17 protein-coding genes are annotated in these 23677 nt (G+C 38.8%); 14 read left to right on the forward strand and 3 right to left on the reverse strand.

Going from position 1 to position 23677, the window contains the following annotated elements:
* The 8 genes from BFL47_RS09565 to BFL47_RS09600 all read left to right on the forward strand — a co-directional run bounded on the left by BFL47_RS09565 (position 1) and on the right by BFL47_RS09600 (position 13750).
* Positions 1 to 705: an ABC transporter ATP-binding protein gene (locus tag BFL47_RS09565; RefSeq protein ID WP_083257093.1), complete on the forward strand. Its 705-nt coding sequence runs from the start codon at positions 1 to 3 to the stop codon at positions 703 to 705.
* Between the two features lie 889 nt (positions 706 to 1594).
* Complete coding sequence (locus BFL47_RS09570; RefSeq protein ID WP_069659572.1) at positions 1595 to 4780, forward strand: SusC/RagA family TonB-linked outer membrane protein; 3186 nt, start codon at positions 1595 to 1597, stop codon at positions 4778 to 4780.
* Positions 4781 to 4800: 20 nt separating this feature from the next.
* Positions 4801 to 6381, forward strand: a complete 1581-nt coding sequence (locus BFL47_RS09575; RefSeq protein WP_069659573.1) for a RagB/SusD family nutrient uptake outer membrane protein — start codon at positions 4801 to 4803, stop codon at positions 6379 to 6381.
* 31 nt (positions 6382 to 6412) lie between these two features.
* Positions 6413 to 7483 carry an IPT/TIG domain-containing protein gene (locus tag BFL47_RS09580; RefSeq protein ID WP_069659574.1) on the forward strand — a complete coding sequence of 357 codons (1071 nt, stop codon included), beginning with the start codon at positions 6413 to 6415 and terminating at the stop codon, positions 7481 to 7483.
* Positions 7484 to 7621: 138 nt separating this feature from the next.
* A complete protein-coding gene (locus tag BFL47_RS09585; protein ID WP_069659575.1) occupies positions 7622 to 8920 on the forward strand; it encodes a glycoside hydrolase 5 family protein in 1299 nt (432 codons plus the stop codon).
* 5 nt (positions 8921 to 8925) lie between these two features.
* Complete coding sequence (locus BFL47_RS09590) at positions 8926 to 11166, forward strand: glycoside hydrolase family 3 N-terminal domain-containing protein (protein WP_069659576.1); 2241 nt, start codon at positions 8926 to 8928, stop codon at positions 11164 to 11166.
* 121 nt (positions 11167 to 11287) lie between these two features.
* A complete protein-coding gene (locus BFL47_RS09595) occupies positions 11288 to 12505 on the forward strand; it encodes a glycoside hydrolase family 26 protein (RefSeq protein ID WP_083257094.1) in 1218 nt (405 codons plus the stop codon).
* The gene (locus BFL47_RS09600) at positions 12506 to 13750 is read left to right on the forward strand and encodes a glycoside hydrolase family 27 protein (protein WP_083257095.1); all 1245 of its coding nucleotides are present in this window, start codon (positions 12506 to 12508) and stop codon (positions 13748 to 13750) included.
* Positions 13751 to 13771: 21 nt separating this feature from the next.
* Here the strand turns inward: BFL47_RS09600 and BFL47_RS09605 are convergent, their stop codons facing one another.
* Positions 13772 to 14644 (reverse strand): AraC family transcriptional regulator, encoded by an 873-nt coding sequence (locus BFL47_RS09605; protein ID WP_069659578.1) that lies wholly within the window; start codon positions 14642 to 14644, stop codon positions 13772 to 13774.
* Between the two features lie 224 nt (positions 14645 to 14868).
* Between BFL47_RS09605 and BFL47_RS09610 the strand changes: the two genes are divergently transcribed.
* From BFL47_RS09610 to BFL47_RS09620, 3 genes are all read left to right on the forward strand, one after another.
* Positions 14869 to 16275: an MFS transporter gene (locus tag BFL47_RS09610; RefSeq protein ID WP_069659579.1), complete on the forward strand. Its 1407-nt coding sequence runs from the start codon at positions 14869 to 14871 to the stop codon at positions 16273 to 16275.
* A 106-nt stretch (positions 16276 to 16381) separates the two neighbouring features.
* Entirely contained in the window at positions 16382 to 17584 is a 1203-nt protein-coding gene (locus BFL47_RS09615) for a glycoside hydrolase family 130 protein (RefSeq protein ID WP_069659580.1), read from the forward strand.
* Complete coding sequence (locus BFL47_RS09620) at positions 17559 to 18764, forward strand: AGE family epimerase/isomerase (protein WP_069659581.1); 1206 nt, start codon at positions 17559 to 17561, stop codon at positions 18762 to 18764. Before BFL47_RS09615 ends, BFL47_RS09620 begins: the two co-directional genes overlap by 26 nt.
* Before the next feature lie 273 nt (positions 18765 to 19037).
* Here BFL47_RS09620 and BFL47_RS09625 read toward each other — a convergent pair whose 3' ends face one another.
* Positions 19038 to 19763, reverse strand: coding sequence for a CPBP family intramembrane glutamic endopeptidase (locus BFL47_RS09625; protein WP_069659582.1), 726 nt, complete (start codon positions 19761 to 19763; stop codon positions 19038 to 19040).
* Between the two features lie 278 nt (positions 19764 to 20041).
* Here BFL47_RS09625 and BFL47_RS09630 point away from each other — a divergent pair, with 278 nt between their 5' ends.
* Positions 20042 to 20716 carry an OmpA family protein gene (locus BFL47_RS09630; RefSeq protein ID WP_394332406.1) on the forward strand — a complete coding sequence of 225 codons (675 nt, stop codon included), beginning with the start codon at positions 20042 to 20044 and terminating at the stop codon, positions 20714 to 20716.
* A 101-nt stretch (positions 20717 to 20817) separates the two neighbouring features.
* Here BFL47_RS09630 and BFL47_RS09635 read toward each other — a convergent pair whose 3' ends face one another.
* The gene (locus BFL47_RS09635; protein WP_069659584.1) at positions 20818 to 21390 is read right to left on the reverse strand and encodes a pentapeptide repeat-containing protein; all 573 of its coding nucleotides are present in this window, start codon (positions 21388 to 21390) and stop codon (positions 20818 to 20820) included.
* Between the two features lie 417 nt (positions 21391 to 21807).
* Between BFL47_RS09635 and BFL47_RS09640 the strand changes: the two genes are divergently transcribed.
* Together BFL47_RS09640 and BFL47_RS09645 are read left to right on the forward strand one after the other, a co-directional pair.
* The gene (locus BFL47_RS09640) at positions 21808 to 23031 is read left to right on the forward strand and encodes an FAD-dependent oxidoreductase (protein WP_069659585.1); all 1224 of its coding nucleotides are present in this window, start codon (positions 21808 to 21810) and stop codon (positions 23029 to 23031) included.
* A 68-nt stretch (positions 23032 to 23099) separates the two neighbouring features.
* Positions 23100 to 23414, forward strand: a complete 315-nt coding sequence (locus BFL47_RS09645; protein ID WP_069659586.1) for a DUF4174 domain-containing protein — start codon at positions 23100 to 23102, stop codon at positions 23412 to 23414.
* Positions 23415 to 23677 lie beyond the last annotated feature (263 nt).

A 23677-nucleotide genomic window follows, 5' to 3' on the forward strand; every position in this document is an offset into this window, starting at 1 on the left:
ATGATGATCGAGATAAAAGATTTAAAAAAGACATATAACGGGATAACTGTAGTAGATATTCCTTCCTTGCAGATTAATAAGGGCGAATCGATTGGCCTTGTAGGGAATAATGGTGCCGGAAAAACCACTTTATTTAGGATTATCCTAGACTTGATCCGTAAGGATAGTGGTGTGGTGCTTTCTAAGGATAGCAATGTTTCTGATACGGATACCTGGAAGGATTATACAGGTTCTTATCTGGATGAAGGGTTCCTGATTGAATACCTGACTCCCGAAGAGTATTTTTACTATATAGGCTCCTTGTATCAGGTCTCTCGTGCAGATATTGATGTTAAATTGGAAGCCTTTACCGATTTCTTCAATGGAGAGATTCTGGGGAAGAAGAAGTATATCAGGGATCTTTCGAAAGGAAACCAATGTAAGGTGGGTGTAGTTGCCTGCCTGATGCAAAACCCTGAAATCATTATGCTGGATGAGCCTTTTGCAAATATTGACCCCAGTACACAATTCAGACTGAAAAATATGTTAAAGCAGGTTGCAGCTGAAGGTCAGATTACTTCAATTGTCTCTAGTCATGATTTAAACCATGTAACGGATGTTTGCAAGCGGATATTGTTGATGGAAAAAGGACTGATTATTAAGGATATTCAGACAGATGGGAATACGCTGGAAGAATTGGAATCTTATTTTTCGGTAATGAAATAAGGATCCTTTTTAGGCAGATTAAGATACCAGATATGAATTAGCGCTGATATAATCTATTTAGTTAAATACGTCCTGAAATAACTAAAAATGAATGATTGCAAATTCTATAAATGCTAGAATGACTATCTATAGGTTGCAAATCGGAATAATTCACTTGTCTATATAAAACTGCTACTTTATCAATAATTCATTTCTAAGTGAAATCTTTTAGTTAATCTACCATAGCTTGATCCTCTAATTAAATATTAGAATAGAATGATTAAAAAGTACTTGACCAAGATAAAAAAATATCATTTCGTCCTTTTTGTAAATATCACTTTAATACTCTCATAGAGTATTTTTTGATAATAATTAGTTAAGTATAGCTAAAATAATATTATAGGATAATAAGATTTGAGCATACTTTTGAAATACTAATTATTCAACCTGCAATGCAAATAACTATATCAATAAAACATCTGTTAGCTATCTTTTCTGTTGGTTATTATTTTAGTGCATCATCTGGTTAAATGCTATTTAAACGGTGTTAACAGATTTGATTTTATAACCTTAAGCGCTTAAGCTAAAATCTTCTCTTTAATCATTAAATAGACATTACAAACAATAACCTAGTATTTATACAAGTACGAGAAGTATAATCAAATCAATTTACAACCATTCAAAAGGTGATTATGTAAAATTAAACCATGGTTCTAAGAAATGTTCAAGGAAGAATTCTTAAGCAAGTGTCTCGTGTCAGATATCAGCTCCTTATAGTACTGCTGAAAATCTAAATTAAAAATTATTAACCTGCTCTTTTTGATGATATTAAAATTAATCTACTCTGAAAAAGAAGATTAATTACATGAAAAAAGGGAGAAAATCTTTTCATTAACTAATTCAAATAAACATGCGAAAAGTTTTACTACTAATGGTACTGTTTGCATTAACCGCTGCAAATCCTTGGGTCCAAACAATGGCTCAAACTAGTCAACGTGTTATAAAAGGAACAGTTTCCGACGACAAAGGGGGCACACTTCCCGGAGCCTCCGTTACAGTCAAAAATACCAAGTCATCCACAATGACCAATGTAAACGGGCAGTTTACATTAACGGTTCCTCAGGGAGGTACCAGTATTGTTGTATCATTTGTTGGAATGACTCCTCAGGAAATTTCAATAGGTAACAAAACTACTATTAATGTAGCATTGAAAGATGCCAATACCAACCTGAATGAAGTGGTCGTTATTGGATATGGGTCGATTAGACGATCTGAGGTGACATCCTCTATCTCTTCTATTGGTGAAAGAGATATAAAAAACTTACCGGTATCAGGTATTGATCAGGCTTTACAGGGAAAGGTATCAGGTGTAACCGTTACCAGTAATGGCGGACAGCCAGGAGGAGGGGTATCGTTAAGGATTAGAGGTATTACATCTGTTAATGGAGTTGAACCTTTATATGTAATAGATGGAATCCCAATTTTGACATCTACAAGTACTATTGCCCAGGATCAGTTGGGTGGTAAAGCTGGACAGTCTTCCCAAAGTGTGTTGTCAACCTTAAATCCGAATGATATTGCTTCAATAGATATCTTAAAAGATGCATCTGCTCAAGCCATATATGGTTCATTGGGAGGAAATGGAGTTGTGATTATCACGACTAAAAAAGGGAAGAGCGGCGAAAGTAAAATTAATTACGATGTTTATTATGGTGCACAAACCGTACCTAAAAAACTGGATGTAATGAACTTGAGTCAGTTTGCTACCTATTACAATTCTCTTATTCCAGAAGTGGCAGCTACTGGAGGTGCTTTAAATGTAATTGATGAATTTGCTAATCCTTCTCTATTAGGAGCAGGAACAGATTGGCAGGATGCCTTATTTCAACGAGGAAATATGGCTAATCATCAACTGTCTTTTTCTGGTGGTCATGAGAAAACAAATTATTATTTTTCCCTTAACTATTTTGATCAAGGTGGTACTATTATCGGATCTAAATTTAATAGATACTCTTCCAGAATCGGTGTTGATCAACAAGTAAATAAGTGGCTTAGGGCAGGGGTAAGTGGCAATTTGTCTCGCAGTAATCAAAAAATCACATTGACAGATGGTACTGAGACTCCTACTACAATTGTATTATATAATAGTCCGGCAACTCCAGTTCGGAGTGCAGACGGGCAGTTTATTACCACAACCTCTTTAGGAAGTAACGCCTTTGGAACCAGTACAAGCAATCCAATAGCTACAGCCTTATTGCGGGATGTTGGTTCAATTCAGAACAAGGTCTATGGAAATCTTTATGCAGAGATTGGATTTACAAAATATCTGACGTTAAGAAATGAAGTGAATTATGATTTTCAGTTGGCTCAAAATCATGCTTTTCAACCTTTAATAACAAATACAATTACAAAGCAATCTATATTATCTCCTAGTAGGTTGAGAGAAGATGATAATTCGAGTTTCTTTTGGGCAGTTAGAAATTACCTGAGCTTTAATAATGCCTTTGGGAAGCATGCTATTAATGCTGTAGCTGGACATGAAGCACAAGTGTCTCGTTGGGATAATAAATACATAACCGCAACTAACCTGCAGAAAAACCTGATGTCCATAAATGCTGGAACAATTGATCCAGCAGGTACAGGTGCTCCTAAAGGAGATGGAAGTATGGAATCGTATTTTGGAAGGGCTAGCTATACCTTTGATAGTAGATATTCGATAAGTGGTTCCTATAGAAGAGACGGATCTTCAAGTTTTGGTACAAATAACAAAGTGGCTTATTTTACAGCTGCATCAGGTGCCTGGACAATTACAAATGAGCAATTCGCAAAGAACTGGAAATTTGTAGATTATTTGAAGTTACGTTTAGGTGTAGGTTCAGTAGGTAATCAAAACTCACGTGTTGCAAACGCATATACTACAAATATTAGAATCTTTAGTATATCTCCATTTGGTGCTGGTGGAGTTCCCGCTAATGTAGGTAACCCTGATTTGAGTTGGGAATCTGTAACCACCCAGAATGCTGGTATTGACGCTACCCTATTTAACAAGAAGCTGGAGCTATCAGTTGATATCTATAATAAGAAAACTACTAATATGATCCTGTCTACTACTTTACCTGTTTTTGCAGGATTAGACCCTAATCCACCAACAAATTCGTATAAAGACATCGAGCCTCCTGTAACAAACGCAGGGGAAATGAGTAATAAAGGGATCGATATTGGATTAACCAGTTACAATATTCAAGGTAAAGAGTTCAACTGGAAGACCAATGTGGTATTTAGCAGATATAAGAACTTACTAGTAAAATTAAATTCTCAAAATGCGATTCTAAAAGGTATTGAACAAGATTTCACACCTGCATCAGTAGTTAATTTTACGCAGGCAGGTGGTCCGGTTGGTACTTTTTATGGATATGTCACCGATGGACTTTTTCGAAGTCAGGAAGAACTGAATGCAATAGGTCAGGGAATACCAGTAGGACAGACAGGTATCTGGCTGGGAGATGTTCGCTTCAAAGATATCAGTGGTCCCAATGGTGTTCCTGATGGTAAAATAGGAAGTGAAGACGTTACCGTAATTGGTAATCCAAACCCTGATTTTACCTATGGTTTAACGAATACATTTAATTATAAAGGGTTCGATCTTTCAGTTTTCTTACAAGGAGTACAGGGAGGTGATATATTTAATTGGACCCGTAAGTATTCTGAATCTTTAATTAGCCCATACTTAAATCAGTTAACCACTGTTTTGAATAGATATACAGAAAGTAATCCTACTTCCGATATGCCAAGGTTTGTTAATGGATGGCACAGTAATAATACCAGGATATCAGATCGTTATGTGGAAGATGGTTCTTACTTAAGGATTCAAAACATCTCTTTTGGTTACAATGTTCCATCAAAATGGATCAATCCGATAAAGATGACCTCAGCCAGGATATATGTGTCAGCACAAAATGTGTACACCTTTACTAAATATTCAGGTTACGATCCTGAGATTGGTTCCTTTAACAAAGATGTGCTATCTGCGAATGTTGATAATGGTCATTATCCTACACCAAGGACTTTTACTATTGGAGCAAACATTCAGTTTTAACCCGATTAATTTGATTAGAAATGAAAAAATATAAAATAAGCTTTATATTAATAAGCATAATTTGTTTGGCATCCTGTAAAGAAGATTTCCTTGATCGTCCTTCAGTAAATAACCCTACATTGGATACTTATTATGTCAACGCGCAAGAAGTGAATGCGGCGACAGGCTATCTTTACAATTCAGTATGGTACGATTATTCCGACAAAGCCTTCCATTCAATTGGAGAAGCCTTAAGTGGAAATATGTTAACCGAAACAGGTGTTAATTATGATGGAGGTAGCTTTAATAACTTCACTGTATTAAGCACCGATGGCATGGTTTCAAGTACCTGGCGTTCGCTTTATAAAGTTGCGGGAACTTCTACCGTATTACTTAAAACATTTGAGCAAAAGAAAGCTAGTGTAGCTGATGGCGCTTATCTTGATTTAGGAATAGCAGAGAGTAGATTCATGAGAGGAGTCGCTTATTTCTATCTGGCACGCATTTTTAAAGATGTGCCTATTGTAGAAGATCCGGTCGCTTTGGCTGGCTCTGGTGATTATAATATACCTCGTTATCTTCAGGCTGATGTACTTCGCTTTGTTTTGGAAGATCTGCAATATGCTAAAGATAATTTGCCTGCTGCTCCATATGCTCCTGGTCGCGCAAGTAGCTATTCTGCAGCTGGAATGATGGCTAAGGTTTATTTGTATATGAAAGATTATGCAAATGCTAAAAAAGAAGCATCTGAAGTAATGGCATCCGGCAAATACGATCTTTATCCTGATTATGAAAAGATGTTCACAAGCTCTGCTGCGAATAATAATGTGGAGTCTTTATTTGCTCTTCAATGGATTGCAGGAGGTGGATATGGGTATGCTAATGCAGTAAATGCATATGCCGCACCTTCAACACTTCTTAAACCTGGCTTTGGTACCGGATATTCATCCGTTTATCCTACCATAGACGTTTTGAATTCTTATGCCCCACAAGACAAAAGAAGGCAATGGTCTAATATGGAACAAGGTTTTACCAGGAAAGACTGGACGAATTCGAACTTCCCTGATGGATTTAAATATGATACAACGGGTACTCAGTATGAGACAGTGACCACATTAAGAAATGGATCCAGAGCAAACTCTTTAAAATATGTTGTTGGCCCTGGCTCAAATGGTGAACCACTAAGCCCTAATGGATCCTCCAGTATCTGTACTTATATGTTAAGATATGCCGATGTGTTGCTTATCTATGCCGAATCAGTACTCGCAGAGGGTGCCTCCACAAGTGATGCAAGTGCATTAGCAGCTTTCAATAAGGTGCATAACCGGAATCATAACTTTAATGATGTACCAGTAACGGCGCTAACTCCGGATGTTATTTTAAAAGAAAGAAGGGCTGAATTTGCTTATGAAGGCGATTACTGGTTTGATATTCAAAGGCAAGGTTTCACCAAAGCTAAAGCAATTATTGAAAAACAGGATAGAGGGAGCTATTCAGGAACTGGAGTCAATCATCTCTACGCTCATTTAACCTCCGAATCGCAATTGTTTTTGCCGATACCTCAAGCTGAGACTGTATCTGATCCGCAGTTATTACAAGAGGCTGTGCCTTATTATAAATAATGATAATAATACATTCTAGTATATAGAGATTATGAAAAAGCATTTTAAATCATGGATGTCTCTGGCGCTTGCGTTGGTATGTATTTCCATTTTATTTTCATGTGAGAAAGAGGATAGTACCGGGAGTTCGGCTTCCTCGAATCCTAAAGTAGATTTGATTGATCCGGAAAAGGGTGCAAGTAATCAAGTCCTGACAATTACAGGAAATGGTATTGGAGGTATGACAAGTGTAATGTTTGAGACTGATAGTGTTTTAGTGGATTTTAATCCCAACTTTAACACCGAGAACGCAATGATTTTCCGTATTCCAACAGATGTCATTCCTGGACAACAAAATATAATTTTTAAAAATAGTAAAGGCGTAGAGGTAAAGGTACCTTTTACTGTGCTCGGCCTGCCAACTATTACAAATGTTTCAAATTATAATTATAATGCAGGTGATAATATTACATTAACAGGTAAAAATTTAGCTGATGTAAGTAAAGTTGTTTTCACAGGGCAGAGTACAGCATTAGACATTGTGTCTAAAACAGCAACTACTTTAACTATTAAAATGCCGGTTACAACACTTACCTCCAGTAAGCTGAATATTACTAATGAGGCAGGCGTTATTTCTACAACACAGGAGTTTGTTAGTATGGCAAATGCTTATCTGATTTTTACTGATGATTACCAAAATGGGTTTGTTAACGCATCCTGGGGTGGTGGAGAAGTATCATCTACAGTAGCGAGATCAGGTGCTAGTTCTTTCAAAACGACTTACGGAAAAGGGAATTGGAGTGCTAACGGGGTCGCAAGTTGGAATACAGGCGTTACTAATGTTAATTATAAGTATTTGTCTTTTTGGATAAAGGGAGGATTAATAGAACATACAATTTATTTGACTAGTGATCAGCGTCCAGCTGGTTATGGTAATGCTGATGTCACAACTCCAATAGTTGTTCCTGCAAATGTATGGACTTACTTTAAGCTTGACTTAGAAAAGGACAAAGTATTGCTGTGGAGCAAGGGGCCTGTCTTTAAGCAATTAGGATTTTGGACAAAAGGACCTGATAATGCAGATGAAACCATATATTTTGATGATGTGATTCTAATTAAATAACATTCTGCAATTCAGCATTTCAATCAATTAACTTCGATTCAAGTGCTGTTTAACACTAAACTTTATCAAACCGTGGATAAACAATTTGTTTATTCACGGTTTTAATCCATAAGAGGCAAGTTCGTTTTTGTAAATGATATGATTAAAAAACTTATAATATTATTGATTTTATTGTTTGGATATGTCACGATACATGCCCAAAATACTTTTGTTTCTGTAAAAAACACTCATTTTACACGAAATAATAAACCCTACTACTATATTGGTGCCAACTATTGGTATGGCGGCATGCTTGCTCTCGAAAAAGACAACTCCCGTGGAAAAGAGCGACTAAAAAAAGAACTCGATTTTCTTAAATCAAAAGGAGTGAACAACCTCCGTGTACTGGCAGGTTCAGAAGGCCGGGGATTGGTCAATGGTGTGGAACGTGTAAAACCCTCCTTCCAACCAGAGCAGGGAAAGTTTAACCCCGATATTCTTGAAGGATTAGACTACTTGCTCTTTGAGATGGGCAAAAGAAAGATGGTGGCTGTGCTCTTCCTGAGTAATAACTGGGAATGGAGTGGTGGCTTCCTGCAATATCTCAACTGGAACAAAGTGATCTCTGACTCAACCATGCAAAGCAAAATGAGCTGGGACGGTTTACGCGATAATACCAGTAAGTTTTACTCCTGTGCACCATGTAAGGATGATTATAACAAACAACTCAACCTGATTCTGAATCATAAGAATAAATATACAGGTCGTACCTACATCAATGAACCAGCTATCATGGCATGGGAATTGGCAAATGAACCCAGACCAATGCGTACCTCAGCTGTTGATGCATATAAAGAATGGACATCTTCTGTAGCCGCTTACATCAAATCAATTGATAAAAACCATTTAGTAACCCTTGGTACAGAAGGTATTATGGGAACGGATGAATCAGCTGCTTTATTCGCTGAAGTCAATACACCTGCTCAAATTGATTACCTTACCCTGCATATTTGGCCTAAGAACTGGGGTTGGTTCACTGGAACTGCAATCAACGATCAGCTGCCACAAGTGATCAGCAAATCGGATGCCTATATCAAACAGCATGAAGTAATTGCAAAACAGATCAACAAACCTCTTGTCATAGAAGAATTTGGATTACCACGAGAAGATCATTCCTTTGATATCGCTGCTTCTACAAAGTCAAGAGACGAATATTTTAATTCAATTTTCAAACTCATCAAAGAAAGTAAATTAGCAGCCGGACCAATTGCCGGATGTAATATATGGGCATTCGGTGGAACCGCACGACCAATTCCTGGTCAGCTTTTTTGGAAAGAAGGGGATGATTTTATGGGCGATCCCCCTCAGGAAGAACAGGGCCTTAATTCAGTTTTCGACAGTGACACCAGTACATGGAACATAATCAGATCCTTTTCTCAAACATTAAATACCCGATAACGAATATGAAAAAGTATGCACTCTCAGTTTGCTTATTTGCTGCTGTGTTTAACGTTAAGTCTCAAAGCAATATGAATGTCGACCAAAAGGTAAGTACACTGCTTTCCAGAATGACGCTTGAAGAAAAAGTAGGTCAGATGACCCAGATTAGTGTCGAAGCGTTTTTAAAATCGACCAACGGTAAGCTGAATGAACCGCATGAGTTTGATATGGCCAAACTTACAGAAGCGATCTCCAAATATAAAATTGGATCAATGCTGAATGTTGGCGGAGATGCACAGACTTTAGACCTATGGCGCAAACGAATTGAAACGATTCAAAAGCTTGCTTTAAAAGAACGCATAAAAATTCCTGTTCTCTACGGTATTGATGCCATCAGGGGTAATAATTATACGTTAGAATCTGTTTTATTCCCTCAACAAATAGCACAGGCTGCATCTTTTAACCCTGCAATGGCTCAAAAAGCCGCAGCAGTTGCTGCGTATGAAACAAGGGCGGCATTTATTCCATGGAACTTTAGTCCGGTTCTTGATTTAGGCAGACAACCCGTGTGGCCTAGAATCTGGGAAACGTATGGTGAGGATCCGCATCTGGTTACGGAAATGGGAAAGGCTGTTATTCTTGGATATGAAGGATCTGGACAGACTATCGATAAATACCATGTATTTGCCTGTTTAAAGCACTATATGGGTTACAGTATGCCTTTGAGCGGACATGATCGTACCCCAGCATGGATTCCTGAAAGGGAGTTAAGGGAATATTTTCTTCCTCAATTTGCTGCTGCTGTAAAAGCCGGTGCCAAAACAGTCATGGTGAATAGCGGTGAAATCAACGGAATTCCTGTTCATTCCAACAAGCATATCCTAACCGATATTCTCAAGGGTGAACTCCAGTTTAAAGGTTTTATAGTGAGCGATTGGCAGGATATTCAGTATCTCTATCAGCGCCATAAAATTGCAGTGGATAATAAAGATGCCGTCATGATCGCCATTAATGCAGGCATCGATATGAGTATGGTGCCTACTGATTTTACCTTTTGCGATGATCTGATTGCTTTAGTTAAAGAAGGAAAGGTAAGTATGAGTCGTGTTGATGATGCAGTAAGCCGAATCCTTAAAGTGAAGTTTGAAGCCGGACTGTTTGATCAGCCTGCAGGTAATGCAAAAGACTACCCTTTATTTAACAGTCCGCAGCATAATAAGCTTAACTATGATGTTGCTGCAGAGTGTATTACTTTGTTGAAAAATGAAGACCAGATCCTTCCTCTTGCAAAAGGGAAAAAGATCTTTGTTACTGGTCCTTCCGCTTCCAGCATGCGTCCTCTAAATGGTGGTTGGTCCAGAAACTGGCAGGGACTCAACTCGAATGAAACAGAGAAAGGTAAAAACACAATCCTTGAAGCCATTACCAATGTATTTGGAACAGAAAATGTAACTTATAGTGAGGGTGCTACCTTCACAGAAGCTAAAGACCTGAAGGATGCAGTTACGAAAGCTGCAGCTGCTGACGTCATTGTTTTATGTATCGGTGAAGATAGTTACACTGAAACTCCAGGCAATATTGATGATATCACGATTTCTGCTCCCCAGATTGAACTAGCCAAAGCACTTGCTGCAACAGGAAAACCCGTTGTATTTGTGCTAACAGAAGGAAGGCCAAGAATTATCTCCGCTATCGAACCTTTGAGTAAAGCGGTCATTCATGCTTATTTACTTGGTAATGAAGGTGGAAATGTAATTGCTGATGTTCTGGCAGGAAAGATTAATCCAAGTGGAAAACTTCCATACACCTACCCAAGACACACCAATAGTTTAACTAACTATTACCATAAATTTACAGAATCACTCGAATTTGATCCCACAGCAGGGTATAATCCACAATGGGAATTTGGCTACGGGTTAAGCTATACCACATTTACCTACTCTGATTTAAAAGTAAGTGATCCTACACTGGATGCAAACGGTGAATTAACGGTAACGGTTAAAATGAGCAACACAGGAAAAGTAGCCGGTAAGGAAACTGCTCTTTTATATGCCAGTGATATGGTGGCCTCCATTACTCCTGAAGTAAAACGACTACGTGCTTTTCAAAAAATTGAGTTACAACCAGGAGAATCCAAAGTGCTCACTTTTACTTTGAAATCGGAGGACTTTTCTTTTATTAATAATGATTTAAAGCGTGTTACCGAACCTGGAAAGTTTACACTTTCTATCGGGGGACTTACCTCTGTCTTTACTTACCAATAAAACAATATTGAATCTAATTGTATCTGAATTAAGGCTAATTCAGATACTTACATAAGCTCAACTATTTTTTTTGAATACTTATATAAAAGAGCACAGAACATTAGTTCTAGAAATAAAATATATGAAAAGAACATCATTATTGTCTCTATGTGTGATCCTGCTATTTACATATTGCAAAAAGGAGTCTGGTGGAAACGAAGAAAACACTAAAGACACTACTGTTGTCGTAACGATTCCTGAAATGTCAGAAGTCAAAAGCTGGTTAACCGATAAAAGTGCTACCGATGAAACAGCGTCACTTTTCTATCAGCTTAAGGTCAGCGCCAAAACTAAAGCGCTTTTCGGCCATCAGGATGACACCAAACGCGGAGTGGATAATGCAACTACCCAATGGGCTAATGAACAACAATTTATAGGTGTTACCAATACGAAATCTGATGTTAAAGCAGTTATCGGAGTCTATCCAGCAGTTTATGGCCACGACTTTTTACACATTGCGAATTTCGCAAATGGCGCCTGGTACGACTATGAAGGTGCTATTGCCAAACAGCTGACCATAGAAGCCTATAACCGCGGTGGCGTAAATACATACGCCTGGCATTATGCTAACCCTGTTTCTAAAGCAAGTTTCTATTGGGCCGATTCCCCTGTGGAAGCAGTAAGCAAAATCCTTCCCGGAGGCAGTGACAATGCCACATTTAATGCCTCATTAAAAGAAGTAGCAGATTATGCAAAAACACTCATTGGTGCTGATGGTAAACTGATCCCGATCATATTCAGACCCTTTCATGAAATGGATGGAAATTGGTTCTGGTGGGGTGCCGGACATTGTACCCCTGAACAGTATAAAGCGCTTTATCAGTATACCGTAACGTATCTGAGGGACCAACTTAAGGTGCATAACTTTTTATACGCCTGGTCTCCTGATCGAAACTTTACAACCGAATCCGGTTATCTGACTTATTATCCTGGGGATGCATATGTAGACTTAGTTGGATGTGATAATTATGAAGATATGAAGACGGGTGTAGCAGTAAGTGTAGCCGCCCAGAAACTTAAAATAGTATCTGATTATGCCATTAGAAAGAATAAACTGGCAGCACTCACCGAAACCGGACAGATAAATCTGACCCAATCTGACTGGTATACCGAGAAATTACTCAAAGTGCTCATATCCTCCAAAATTGAGATTGCCTATGCACTGGTTTGGGCAAACACGAAAGATGCTTATTGGACTCCCTATGTTGGTCATGCTGCTGCAGCCGATTTTATAAAATTTAAAAACAATTCTTACTTGATATTTGGTGATAAAATCCCAGGTCTGTATAAATTAAAATAAATGAAAAGCATAACCAAGCACCTTTTATCTATCTGCGCATCTATTCTCTTTGTATCTCAAGCAATGGGACAAGGAAATAACTATAATCAGGATTATACTAAATACGACGGCTTAGCGCTTACTCCTCCGATGGGTTGGAACAGCTGGAATAAATTCGCCTGCAACATTGACGAAAAGCTAATTAAAGAAATAGCGGATGATTTCGTTAAATCCGGAATGAAGGATGCCGGTTACACCTATATTAATCTGGACGATTGCTGGCATGGAGATCGGGATAGTTTAGGTTTCATCCATCCTGACCCTAAACGTTTTCCTTCCGGAATGAAAGCCTTAGCTGATTATGTACATTCCAAAGGACTTAAAATAGGAGTATATTCTGATGCTGGTTCACAAACATGTGGCGGACGCCCAGGAAGCAGGGGGTATGAATTTCAGGATGCGATGATGTATGCAAAATGGGGTGTTGATTATCTGAAATACGACTGGTGTAACACAGATGGCTTAAAGGCAGAAGGTGCTTATAAAACCATTACTGCTGCACTAAAAAAAGCCGGACGGCCTATCGTGTTAAGTATTTGTGAGTGGGGTAACGATAAACCATGGATTTGGGGACCTAAGGTAGGTCATTTATGGCGCACTACCGGGGATATCTACAATTGCTTTGATTGCGTTGAAGATCATGGAACATGGAAATCATTAGGCGTGATGCAGATCCTGGACAAACAAGCAGGACTACGTCAATATGCCGGTCCCGGTCATTGGAATGATCCCGACATGCTCGAAGTTGGAAATGGAATGGCTGTTAACGAAGACAGGGCGCATTTTGCCATGTGGGCCATGATCGCCGCACCTCTTATCGCGGGTAATGACCTCCGTTCTATGTCGCAGCAAACCATTGATATCCTGACCAATAAAGATGTAATCGCTGTTAATCAGGATTCTCTGGGTATTCAAGGGTATCAGTATAGTGTTAAAGATAAATTGGAAACCTGGTTTAAACCCTTAATGAATGGAGAATGGGCCGTATGCTTTTTAAATAGGAACAGTAATCCGCAGACAATTAACTTCGACTGGAACCAGCAAGGTTTAACCGATACATTATCTAAAAGAACCATTGATGTTAAAGCCGGCGATTATAACATGCGTAACCTTTGGACTAAAAAGAATGCAGGAAATACAAAGAAATCCTTAAAAGCAATCGTTCCTGCGCATGATGTACTGATGTTTAGATTAACCCGTAAATAATAAAATAAGATGCAGCCGGGTTTATATAAAAATCCGGCTCCCCGAAAAGCTTTCCCTAAATTCTTTAGGAGTACAGTTCTTTTTCTTCCTGAATAAACGGTTGAAGTTGGAAATGTTATTAAAGCCGCAGTTGAATGAAACCTCCGCAACAGAATGAGTCGTGTCGATAAGCATGCGGGATGCATGTCCCAAACGAATCTCATTCAACGTGTTGATATACGTGCTGCCTGTTCGCTTTTTAATAAACCGGCTAAATGAAACCTCAGTCATATTCACCAGTTTAGCAATATCTTTTAGGCTAATCTGTTTGTTATAGTTGTTGTTCATATATTCAAATGATTTCTCAATGCGGCGACTGTTGCTAGGTTGATGAAAATCATTGAATGTACTGTCTGAGAGTGTCCGCATATTGCGGGAAGTAGAAAGGTCGTGCAGAATACTGATTAATTCCATCACAGAATCGAATCCATTCTTTTGGTTAAGAGAAAGTATTCGTGGGGAAATTGTCTTGATCGTTTCCTGAGAGAATAAAATTCCTTTCATGGACCTTTCCAACATTTGCCTGATGATGCTGAGTTGATTTCTTCTCAGCAGTTTATCATCAAACAGATCATGGTGCCATTGAATAGTGACTTCAGTAATTTCTTCACTTTCGCAATGATGGGTAAACCAGGCGTGATTTAAATTGGAGCCTACAAGAACAAGTTCCATTTCGTCAATCGTTTCAATATGATCGCCCACAATTCGTTTTGCCCCCTTAGCGTTAAGGATCAGATTTAGTTCAAATTCTTCATGAAAATGAAGGGGAAAATTAAACTCCTTTTTTACCCTGGTGAAAATTGTAAAACAGTCATTAGGCGTAAGAGGAGTTATTTCTTTAATGATACTATTCATAGAAAGGTTATAAAGGTTGATTTGTTGATAAAAGAGTATCAAGTACTAATATAGTAAAATTTTCTTTTTATATACATACAGTTAATATATTAATCAGTTTTAATAAATAAAAAAAGGTAATAATTCATTTTCTTATGTTAAAAAAGTATTAATTAAAGCGCAATGCACACCTTACATTTGAATCAACCCAATTGAAAGAATAAACCCAATGTCAATTTAAGGAAATGAGTACAGAAAAAATAAAGTTTAAAGAAAAGGTAGGTTATGGATTAGGTGATGCTGCATCTTCCATGTTCTGGAAATTATTCAGTATGTACCTGCTTATTTTTTATACAGATATCTTCGGCATAACCGCCGCTGCCGCAGGAACCATGTTTCTGATTACCCGTGTATGGGATTCATTAGTCGACCCTGTTGTTGGGGTAATGGCCGACCGTACGCATAGCCGCTTTGGCAAATTCAGGCCCTATCTATTTTGGGTGGCCATACCTTTTGCTGTCATAGCGGTATTCACTTTTTATACCCCTGATTTTAGCGCATCAAACAAATTAATATACGCCTACATCACGTACTCCCTAATGATGATGATCTATTCATTAATCAACGTACCCTATGCCTCATTAATGGGCGTGATGTCAACGGATAGAATAGAACGCACCTCGCTTTCTTCCTATAGAATGGTATTTGCTTTTGCAGGGAGCCTTTTAGCGCTTGGTTTAATTGAGCCTCTTAAAGACTTGATGGGCGGCAAGACCAATCCGCAGCAGGGCTGGTTTTTATCGGTGATGATATTCGCTATCATAGCCACTATATTCTTCTGGTTGTGCTTTGCCCTCACTAAAGAAAGGGTAAAACCAGTTAACGAGGATAATCCCAATCTGAAAGAAGATATTAAAAATCTGATGTCTAACCGTCCCTGGTGGATTTTACTGGGAGCAGGAGTATCTGCACTAATCTTTAACTCGATCAGAGATGGCGGAGCTGCCTTTTACTTCAAATACTACATCGGGCAGGAGAGTAATTACGACCTGATGCTGGGTACCTTTCGTTTCAATCTTTCCCTTACCACGATTTATCTGGTACTCGGACAGGCTGCCAACATTATAGGCGTCCTCTTGGCCACACCTATCTCTTCCAGGATTGGCAAGAAGAATACCTTTTTAGTAGTGATGATCATCGCCACTTTTTTAAGTGTCTTCTTCTATATGTTTGACAGCAGTCAGGTGATGTGGATCATGATCTTTCAGGTGCTGATCAGTATCTGTGCCGGCTGTATTTTTCCGCTTTTATGGTCAATGTATGCTGATATAGCCGATTATTCCGAATGGAAAAATGGAAGACGGGCCACCGGTCTGATCTTTTCCTCTTCCTCCATGTCGCAAAAGCTTGGCTGGACCATAGGTGGCGCTACTACCGGATGGCTCCTGGGTTATTACGGCTTCCAGGCAAATGCAGTTCAAACAGAAAGTGCGCAATCCGGCATCCGCCTCATGTTAAGCTTCCTTCCTGCTATTGGTACCGCTCTTTCCGTATTTTTTATTGCCTTTTATCCCTTAAGCGAAAAGAAACTAGAAAATATATGCGGAGAACTGCAGCTGAAAAGAGACAGCCAATCTGCGGATGTTGAGTAAGAAGCGATCAAAATCCGGCTTTATCTATTCAGATCAGCTGATTATGAATAAAGACGGTAAAATATTAAATTTAGTTAACAGACAATCCATTTAAGAATTAAATAGAATGAATCCTTTTGAAATAAGACTAGAGCGGCTTCAGCAGTCCTACCTTGAACTGATAACCAGGCCCAATCCAAAAGCTGTAAATAGCAACGGAGTCTACGAAAGATACCAGTATCCGGTAGTGACGGCGGCACATGTGCCTTTGTTCTGGAAATACGACATCAATCCTGAAACGAACCCGCATCTGATGGAACGGTTTGGCATTAATGCTGCCTTCAATGCCGGTGCCATCAAATGGAAGTATAAATATATTCTAGTGGTTAGGGTAGAAGGAACGGACCGTAAGTCCTTTTTCGCCGTTGCCGAAAGTCCAAATGGAACAGATAACTTTGTTTTCTGGCCTTATCCTGTAAATCTGCCACAGACTGAAAACCCTGATGTAAACGTATACGATATGCGCCTGACCCTTCATGAAGATGGTTGGATCTATGGCCTTTTTTGTACAGAACGTAAGGATCCTGCTGCACCTGCCCATGACCAGTCCATGGCTATTGCTGCCTGTGGCATCACCCGTACCAAAGACTTTATCACCTGGGAACGTCTGCCTGATCTGAAAACACCCTCTCCTCAACAAAGGAATGTAGTGCTTCATCCCGAGTTTGTAGATGGTAAATATGCCCTATACACCCGTCCCCAGGATGGATTTATTGATGCCGGCTCCGGTGGAGGAATCGGTCTGGGTTTCTGCGAATCCATGGAAAATCCGGTCATTCCGGTAGAGGTTATTGTCGATAATAAAGCCTACCACACTGTTTACGAAGCTAAAAATGGAGCAGGTCCGGCACCCATCCGCACCCCTCAGGGCTGGCTTCATCTTGCCCATGGCGTGCGCAATACAGCAGCCGGCTTACGCTACGTGTTATATATGTTTATGACAGACCTGCATGACCTGGCTAAAGTAATTCACAAGCCGGGAGGCTACTTCATTGCCCCTGAAGGCGAAGAACGGATTGGTGACGTATCCAATGTCGTATTCTGCAATGGCTGGATAGCAGATGAAGATGGAACTGTATTCATTTATTACGCCTCATCCGATACGCGCATGCACGTAGCCACCAGTACCATCGAAAAACTGATCGACTATGTCATCAACAGTCCTGAAGATGGTCTCCGATCTGATCTTTCCGTCAAAACGATCTACCAGATCATAGAAAAGAACAAAGAATTTATACAAGTCAATGGAACGATTACTACTGAACGATAATCTTCTTTCTTATAAAACAGAACTTCAGGATGAACTCGAAGAGATCCTTTCCTGGTGGATGAAAAATACACCTGATCCGGATTATGGAGGCTTTCTGGGTAAAATAGGTCATGATGAGGTTTCACATCCCGAAGCACCCAAAGGGGCTGTATTGAATGCTCGGATCCTCTGGTCATTCGCTGCAGGTTACAACCTGACCGAATATCCCGAATATCTGGAGTATGCCCATGAGGCATACGAGTACATCCGTGCACATTTTGTCGATAGAGAACAGGGTGGCGTATACTGGACGGTAGACTTTAAAGGCAATCCTTTAGATACCAAAAAGCAAGTATATGCCATTGCCTTTGTCATCTACGCTTTGAGTGAATACTACCAGGCTACTAAGTTTGAAGAAGCAAGGGATCTGGCCGTTGAGCTGTACGAAACATTGGAGAAACATAGTTTTGATCCGGTCAGGGGTGGGTATTTTGAAGCTTTTAACCGCGACTGGACTGAGATTGCAGACCTGCGCTTAAGTGACAAAGATGCCAACGAAAAGAAGACCATGAACACCCATCTTCATGTGCTGGAAGCCTATACCAACCTTTATCGGATCTGGAAAGATGAAGGGTTGAAAAAACAGATCCTTTCGCTGATCGCAGATTTTACCCGTTATATCATTGATCCTGAAAGCAACCATCTTATTCTTTTTATGGATGAAAAGTGGAAACCCAAATCTGAATCTGTATCCTACGGACATGACATTGAAGCAGCATGGCTGCTTCTTGAAGCGGCTGAAGTAACAGAAGAACATGCATTAATAAATAAGATGAAGCAATACGCTGTGGCTATGGCTACAGCTGCTGAACAAGGCATAGGCCCTGATGGGGGAATGTGGTACGAACGAGATCCTATAACAAATCATACACTTAAAGAAAGACATTGGTGGGTTCAAGCCGAAGCTATGGTAGGGTTTTTCAATGCCTGGCAGCTCAGCGGAGAGGATCGCTTTCTGCAGCAGTCACTAAAAACCTGGGAATTTGTGAAGCTTCATATCCTGGACACCAATCAGGGAGAATGGGTATGGGGAATCCGGGAAGACGGAACAATAATGAATGAAGAAGATAAAGCAGGCTTGTGGAAGTGTCCTTATCACAATAGCAGAGCTTGCATTGAGCTGATCAAAAGAATTAAATAATTTGGTTTGTGGAAATACCCAATTTGGGATAATGAAGGCAACCCTTGGAAGAGAAGCGCTCTATGTCAATTTCAATAGGGAAATAGTAGTTTAATTTTAGCTGCTATTTCTCTATTTTAAAGCCCGAACTTTAACCTTATAAAACAAATCCTTCATGGATGTTTGGTTTAGAGGCTTAAACAGGTACCTGAATGTAAACCTCATCAGAACAAAATCAGATTGCTATCAATGCTGCAATAGTACAAGCAGTATCAGCAATGCAATCATAACTATTTAATGATTTGCAATGATTGCCCACAAATTATGGAATACAACTGCAGGTAATAAACTGCCAGACCGCTCTTTAAGAACTGCGGCAATCAATCCAAGAAAGAAACCTATTAGAATTCGGATCAGATTGATTTGAAGATGAAAGCCTTCGCGGAGCAGGAAACCCTGACTCAAACCATATAGAATAGAGCTGATTAAAATTCCATAACTCAGTGAAAAGCCGAAGACATTTTCTTTTGTGGTAAATACCCGGTTTAACAAGGCTAGAAGAATCCCCCTAAATAGCAATTCATCACATAAGCCGGCAAGTGTTCCCTGAAAAATCAACGTCTCCAGATCAAAGGTCCTTACATGCTGTTCAAATGTGATGTAAAAAACAAAGCGAGCCAGAAGAATTAAAACGAGAGTAAACACTACCGGCTTAACAGCACCTGGATTGAATTTAAACTTCCAGCCTATTTCATTGTGAGTAATAAGCTTATTCCTGAAAACAAAAAAGACACCCAATAGCAATCCGCCAACTTTCCCCACCCAATTCCAGCTTTGCCCATTACCAACGACCACTCCTCCTAATCCGTTTGTAATTACAGACCATAATACAAACATGACTACAAAAATTCCGAGCAGTCGATATTCATCCTTATTAAACCTGCCTTTCCCAAAAAAAAGTAAGGGCAGTATCAGTGTGATTTGAAGCAAAGCATTTAAAAGTTGGGAAGAAGCAAACATACCTGGGGGGGTTAAACAAAGGTAAAGGTAAGACAATAGCGTATTGAATGGTTATACATTTGGCCCTACAATTCCATTTAACCCGTTTCGATTCAATAGATAATGACCTAAAAACAAGTCAATATGATTTTATGTCTGAAATAAATTAAAAACTTCTAAGTTTGAAAACTGTTAAAACCACTTAAATGGTACTTTACACAGCTGAAAAAAAATTTATCTCACAGAAAGTAATTTGGCATTATAATTGAATTTGTTTGTTAAACACATATAAAATGAAAATGATGAATATTAAGTTAGCTACTTATACAGTAATGATCGCTTCGGCTTCTTTTTTAATATCAGGATGTAGTCAGTTGACACAAACGCAAAAAGGAACTGCAATCGGTGCAGGAGCTGGTGGCACATTGGGTGCTATCATAGGTAAGAAAGCTGGAAATACAGCCGTGGGTGCAATTATAGGTGGTGCCATTGGTGGTACAGCAGGTGCATTTATTGGTAGAAAGATGGATCGTCAGGCGGCAGAAATTCAACAAAAGGTTCCTGGTGCAGAGGTAATTAAAACCGGTGAAGGTTTGATAGTAAAGTTCAATGATGGAATTTTATTCGACTTTAACAAGTCTGATTTAAAAAGTGCAGGTGTAACAAATGTGGCCAATCTGGCTTCTACTATGCAGAATAATCCGGAAACAAATATTATGGTAATTGGTCATACCGATAACGTGGGTTCAGATTCTTATAATTATACGCTTTCAGAAAAACGCGCACAGTCTGTAAAATCTCTTGCCGTTTCTAATGGAATCAGCGCTTCCCGGATCACTATTTCTGGAAAAGGAAAAGTTGAACCAATAGCTGACAATACTACAGAAGCTGGACGTGCTCAAAACAGAAGAGTTGAAATCGTGATTGTTGCAAATGATCAATTAAAAAACGAAGCTCGTCAGAGTGCTCAATAATTTGTTCAGTTGATACAAGGTATTTAAGCTACTTTATGTCAGTTCTATTACTCTCTTTGTCATCCTACTTGATGACAAAGAGAGTTTTTTTATGGGTTATATTATACGATTTTAATATTGTACTTAGCGAGTAGTCCTGACAATCCATTTGCAGAAAAACTGGCCCTTTTAATTGTGTTCAGTTCCGGGTCAATAGAAAAATTGAAAGCAGTAACCAGGTTAGCAGAAGTAAGATTAGTTTCATCAAATACTGCGCCTGACAAATCGGTCTGATCAAATACTGCATTAGAAAGATTTGTTCTGTTAAAATTAACTTCCTTCAGCGTAGTTTTAATGAACTGTGTTTTGGACATCCTTTTCCCATAAAAGGAACTATAATCTACCAGGCAGGAATCAAAGTAAACGCCAAATAGAAAATCCTGACAGTCATTAAAATTAACCCCCAAGACCTTACAACCCCTGAAGATTGCATTATTTAAAGTTGTCCCATGGAACTTCATCATCGACAGATTGCATCCATCAAAAGTGCAATCCAAAAACTTACTATGTGAAAATTCACTATTGGAAAAGTCGCAATTTTTAAATGTGCAGTTTTGGAATTCCCTTCCGCTGATAACTTTGCCGGCATAGGTGATGCTTTCGAAAGTCTTGTCGTCATGTAGGATCAGGTCCATTTAAAAAATTGATTTTTACAAAAATAGGATTATAAAAGATAGCTTCAAATAGACCGAAACTTATTGCTGGCATAATGTTACTAGGTTGAGTCCAACATAAGTCCGTGTATTGGCAGTAAAACATGGACTTATGTTGGACTCAATATAGATTTGATTTGGGATTATTAATATCTGGGTTATAGGAGAACTACTTTGGTGTTGTATTTTGGGCACAATTATTTTATGCTTTTGGCTCTTAATTTAAAGAATTTGGTCAATCTTGTTGTGGATATTTGTCATTAGATAGTATTAAATTTACCAGTATTATTAAACTAAATCAATATGGCTCTTATAGAACACTTATTCATTTTCAGACTGGTAATATAGATCTGATAAAATTGTTGGTCATGTATTACGTTAATAAATAAATTTTTTTTCATGTGTAAATTTTTCAGATTGACTAAACCAGGTGTTCTTTTGATTTCATTGTTGCTGCTTTTTACTTCCGGCTACGCTCAAACGTATAAATCAGGTGTGGTTGTAATGACTGCTTCGCCGGCTGGGATAGCTGCTGCTATACAATCAGCACATTCTGGAGTGAAGACTATTTTGCTGGATGATGGCGCCATAAATGCGGTGAACATTCCACAGGAAGAGCGGGAACATGCTTCAGGGGTCCTTCAGGATTTCTTAAAGACGGTTGAAAAACTACAGAAATATCCACTGAAAAACACACAGCCTATATCAGCTGTTTACGCTGGATCAATTTTTAAGAGTTGGACAGATACCATAAAAAACTTAACGATTTTAAGAAATTCGCCAGTTATAAGTTTAAAAAAATCAGGTAAAGGTTGGGAGATCATCCTAGCGAAAAGCGTGATTAAAGCAGATCTTCTGGTGGATGCAAGTAGCGACAGAAGGGTTGTACGCCTGGCAGCATTAAATGATACACCTTCAAAATGGGCTGATTCTGTATCCTATGCTAATCAGCTTTACCGTACAGGAATAGCTGCATTAAGTCAGCGGCAAGTTTTTCCATCTACATTGCCTTTGAAATCGTTTTTATCCTCATCAAATAATTTGGTATTTGCCAGTCCGGATCCAAACAAGTTAACCTTTGCAAGCGGACAAGCGGCCGGATCAATTGCTGCTTATTCCGCCTTTTTTAATACGAATACGGAACATCTTAATATCCGTTTGATCCAGAATGAGTTGTTGACTTACCGCTTGCGCTTGATTTCATTTGATGATGTATCTTATGTCGATTCGAATAGCCTGGCTTTTCAGCAAATCGCACTTACGGGTGTAATTAAAGGAAAAGTTAAAGATGGAAAGTTCTTACTCATGCCAGATTCAACAGTATCATCCGAAGAGATTCGTCTGCCTGTAAAACAATATTATTCGAGGAGTCAGATTTGGTTTCTGGATCATAAATCGGATAAACTAACGCTTGATGAAGTATTAAGCTTGATTAAATTTTCTGCTCAGCGTGGGGCAGAGTTAAACAAAGAAGTAGAGAAAGGCTGGAAAGCGGCTTTTAAACTTCCGGGAAAATTTGATTTGCAAAAGACGGTTACGAGAAGGGAATTTTGTGTGTTGTTAAATGCATATCTGAAACCGTTTGATGTGACGATAAGTACAGAGGGCGTGATTAAAAGATAAAGGGACCGAAGGTTTTTTAGGGAATATTCGTTAAATTGTAAATATTAAAAGTATATAAAAATTTGATTATGAAAATTATACTTGTTATTATTTTGTCGGTTCTTCAAATTTCATCTGCAAAGCGGGTGTTAAATATCTATGCCACAGACAAGCAAGATAAATCTTACAGGGAGCAAATTAGGGTGTTGGCTGCGGACCCAATAGGAATGCAGGAAAGGGATCTCATCCTAAAGGAACACTTTGGAAGCATACAATTCAAAATAACTTTAATAGGGAAAGATGGTGGAGAAAAATATAGTACAAAATCAGTATTGACTCTTGAAAAGCTTTATGCCTTGATAGATGCAATGCCCATGCGGAAACATGAGAAGTCAAAAAAATAGTTATCTTTTGTCCTGTTATTTCAACGCCGTTCATCAGGCCTTCAAAGTCAATTGCCAGGTTGTGTAAAAGCAATATTGTTTTTGAAATCCTCACTACTGAAAACCATGTGAATATCTTCCATTGTTTCAATCCAATTTCAGCGGTATTATCAACTCGTTAATGCAATTTTTACGCAGCCATTTACCAAAGTAAGTGAAATGAACCGGAAGCTAATGTCTTATCTTTTAATCTAAATCATTGTTGTCCGATAAAAATAAACGGA

This window comes from Arcticibacter eurypsychrophilus, assembly GCF_001730525.1.
In the GTDB taxonomy this organism is placed as follows: domain Bacteria; phylum Bacteroidota; class Bacteroidia; order Sphingobacteriales; family Sphingobacteriaceae; genus Arcticibacter; species Arcticibacter eurypsychrophilus.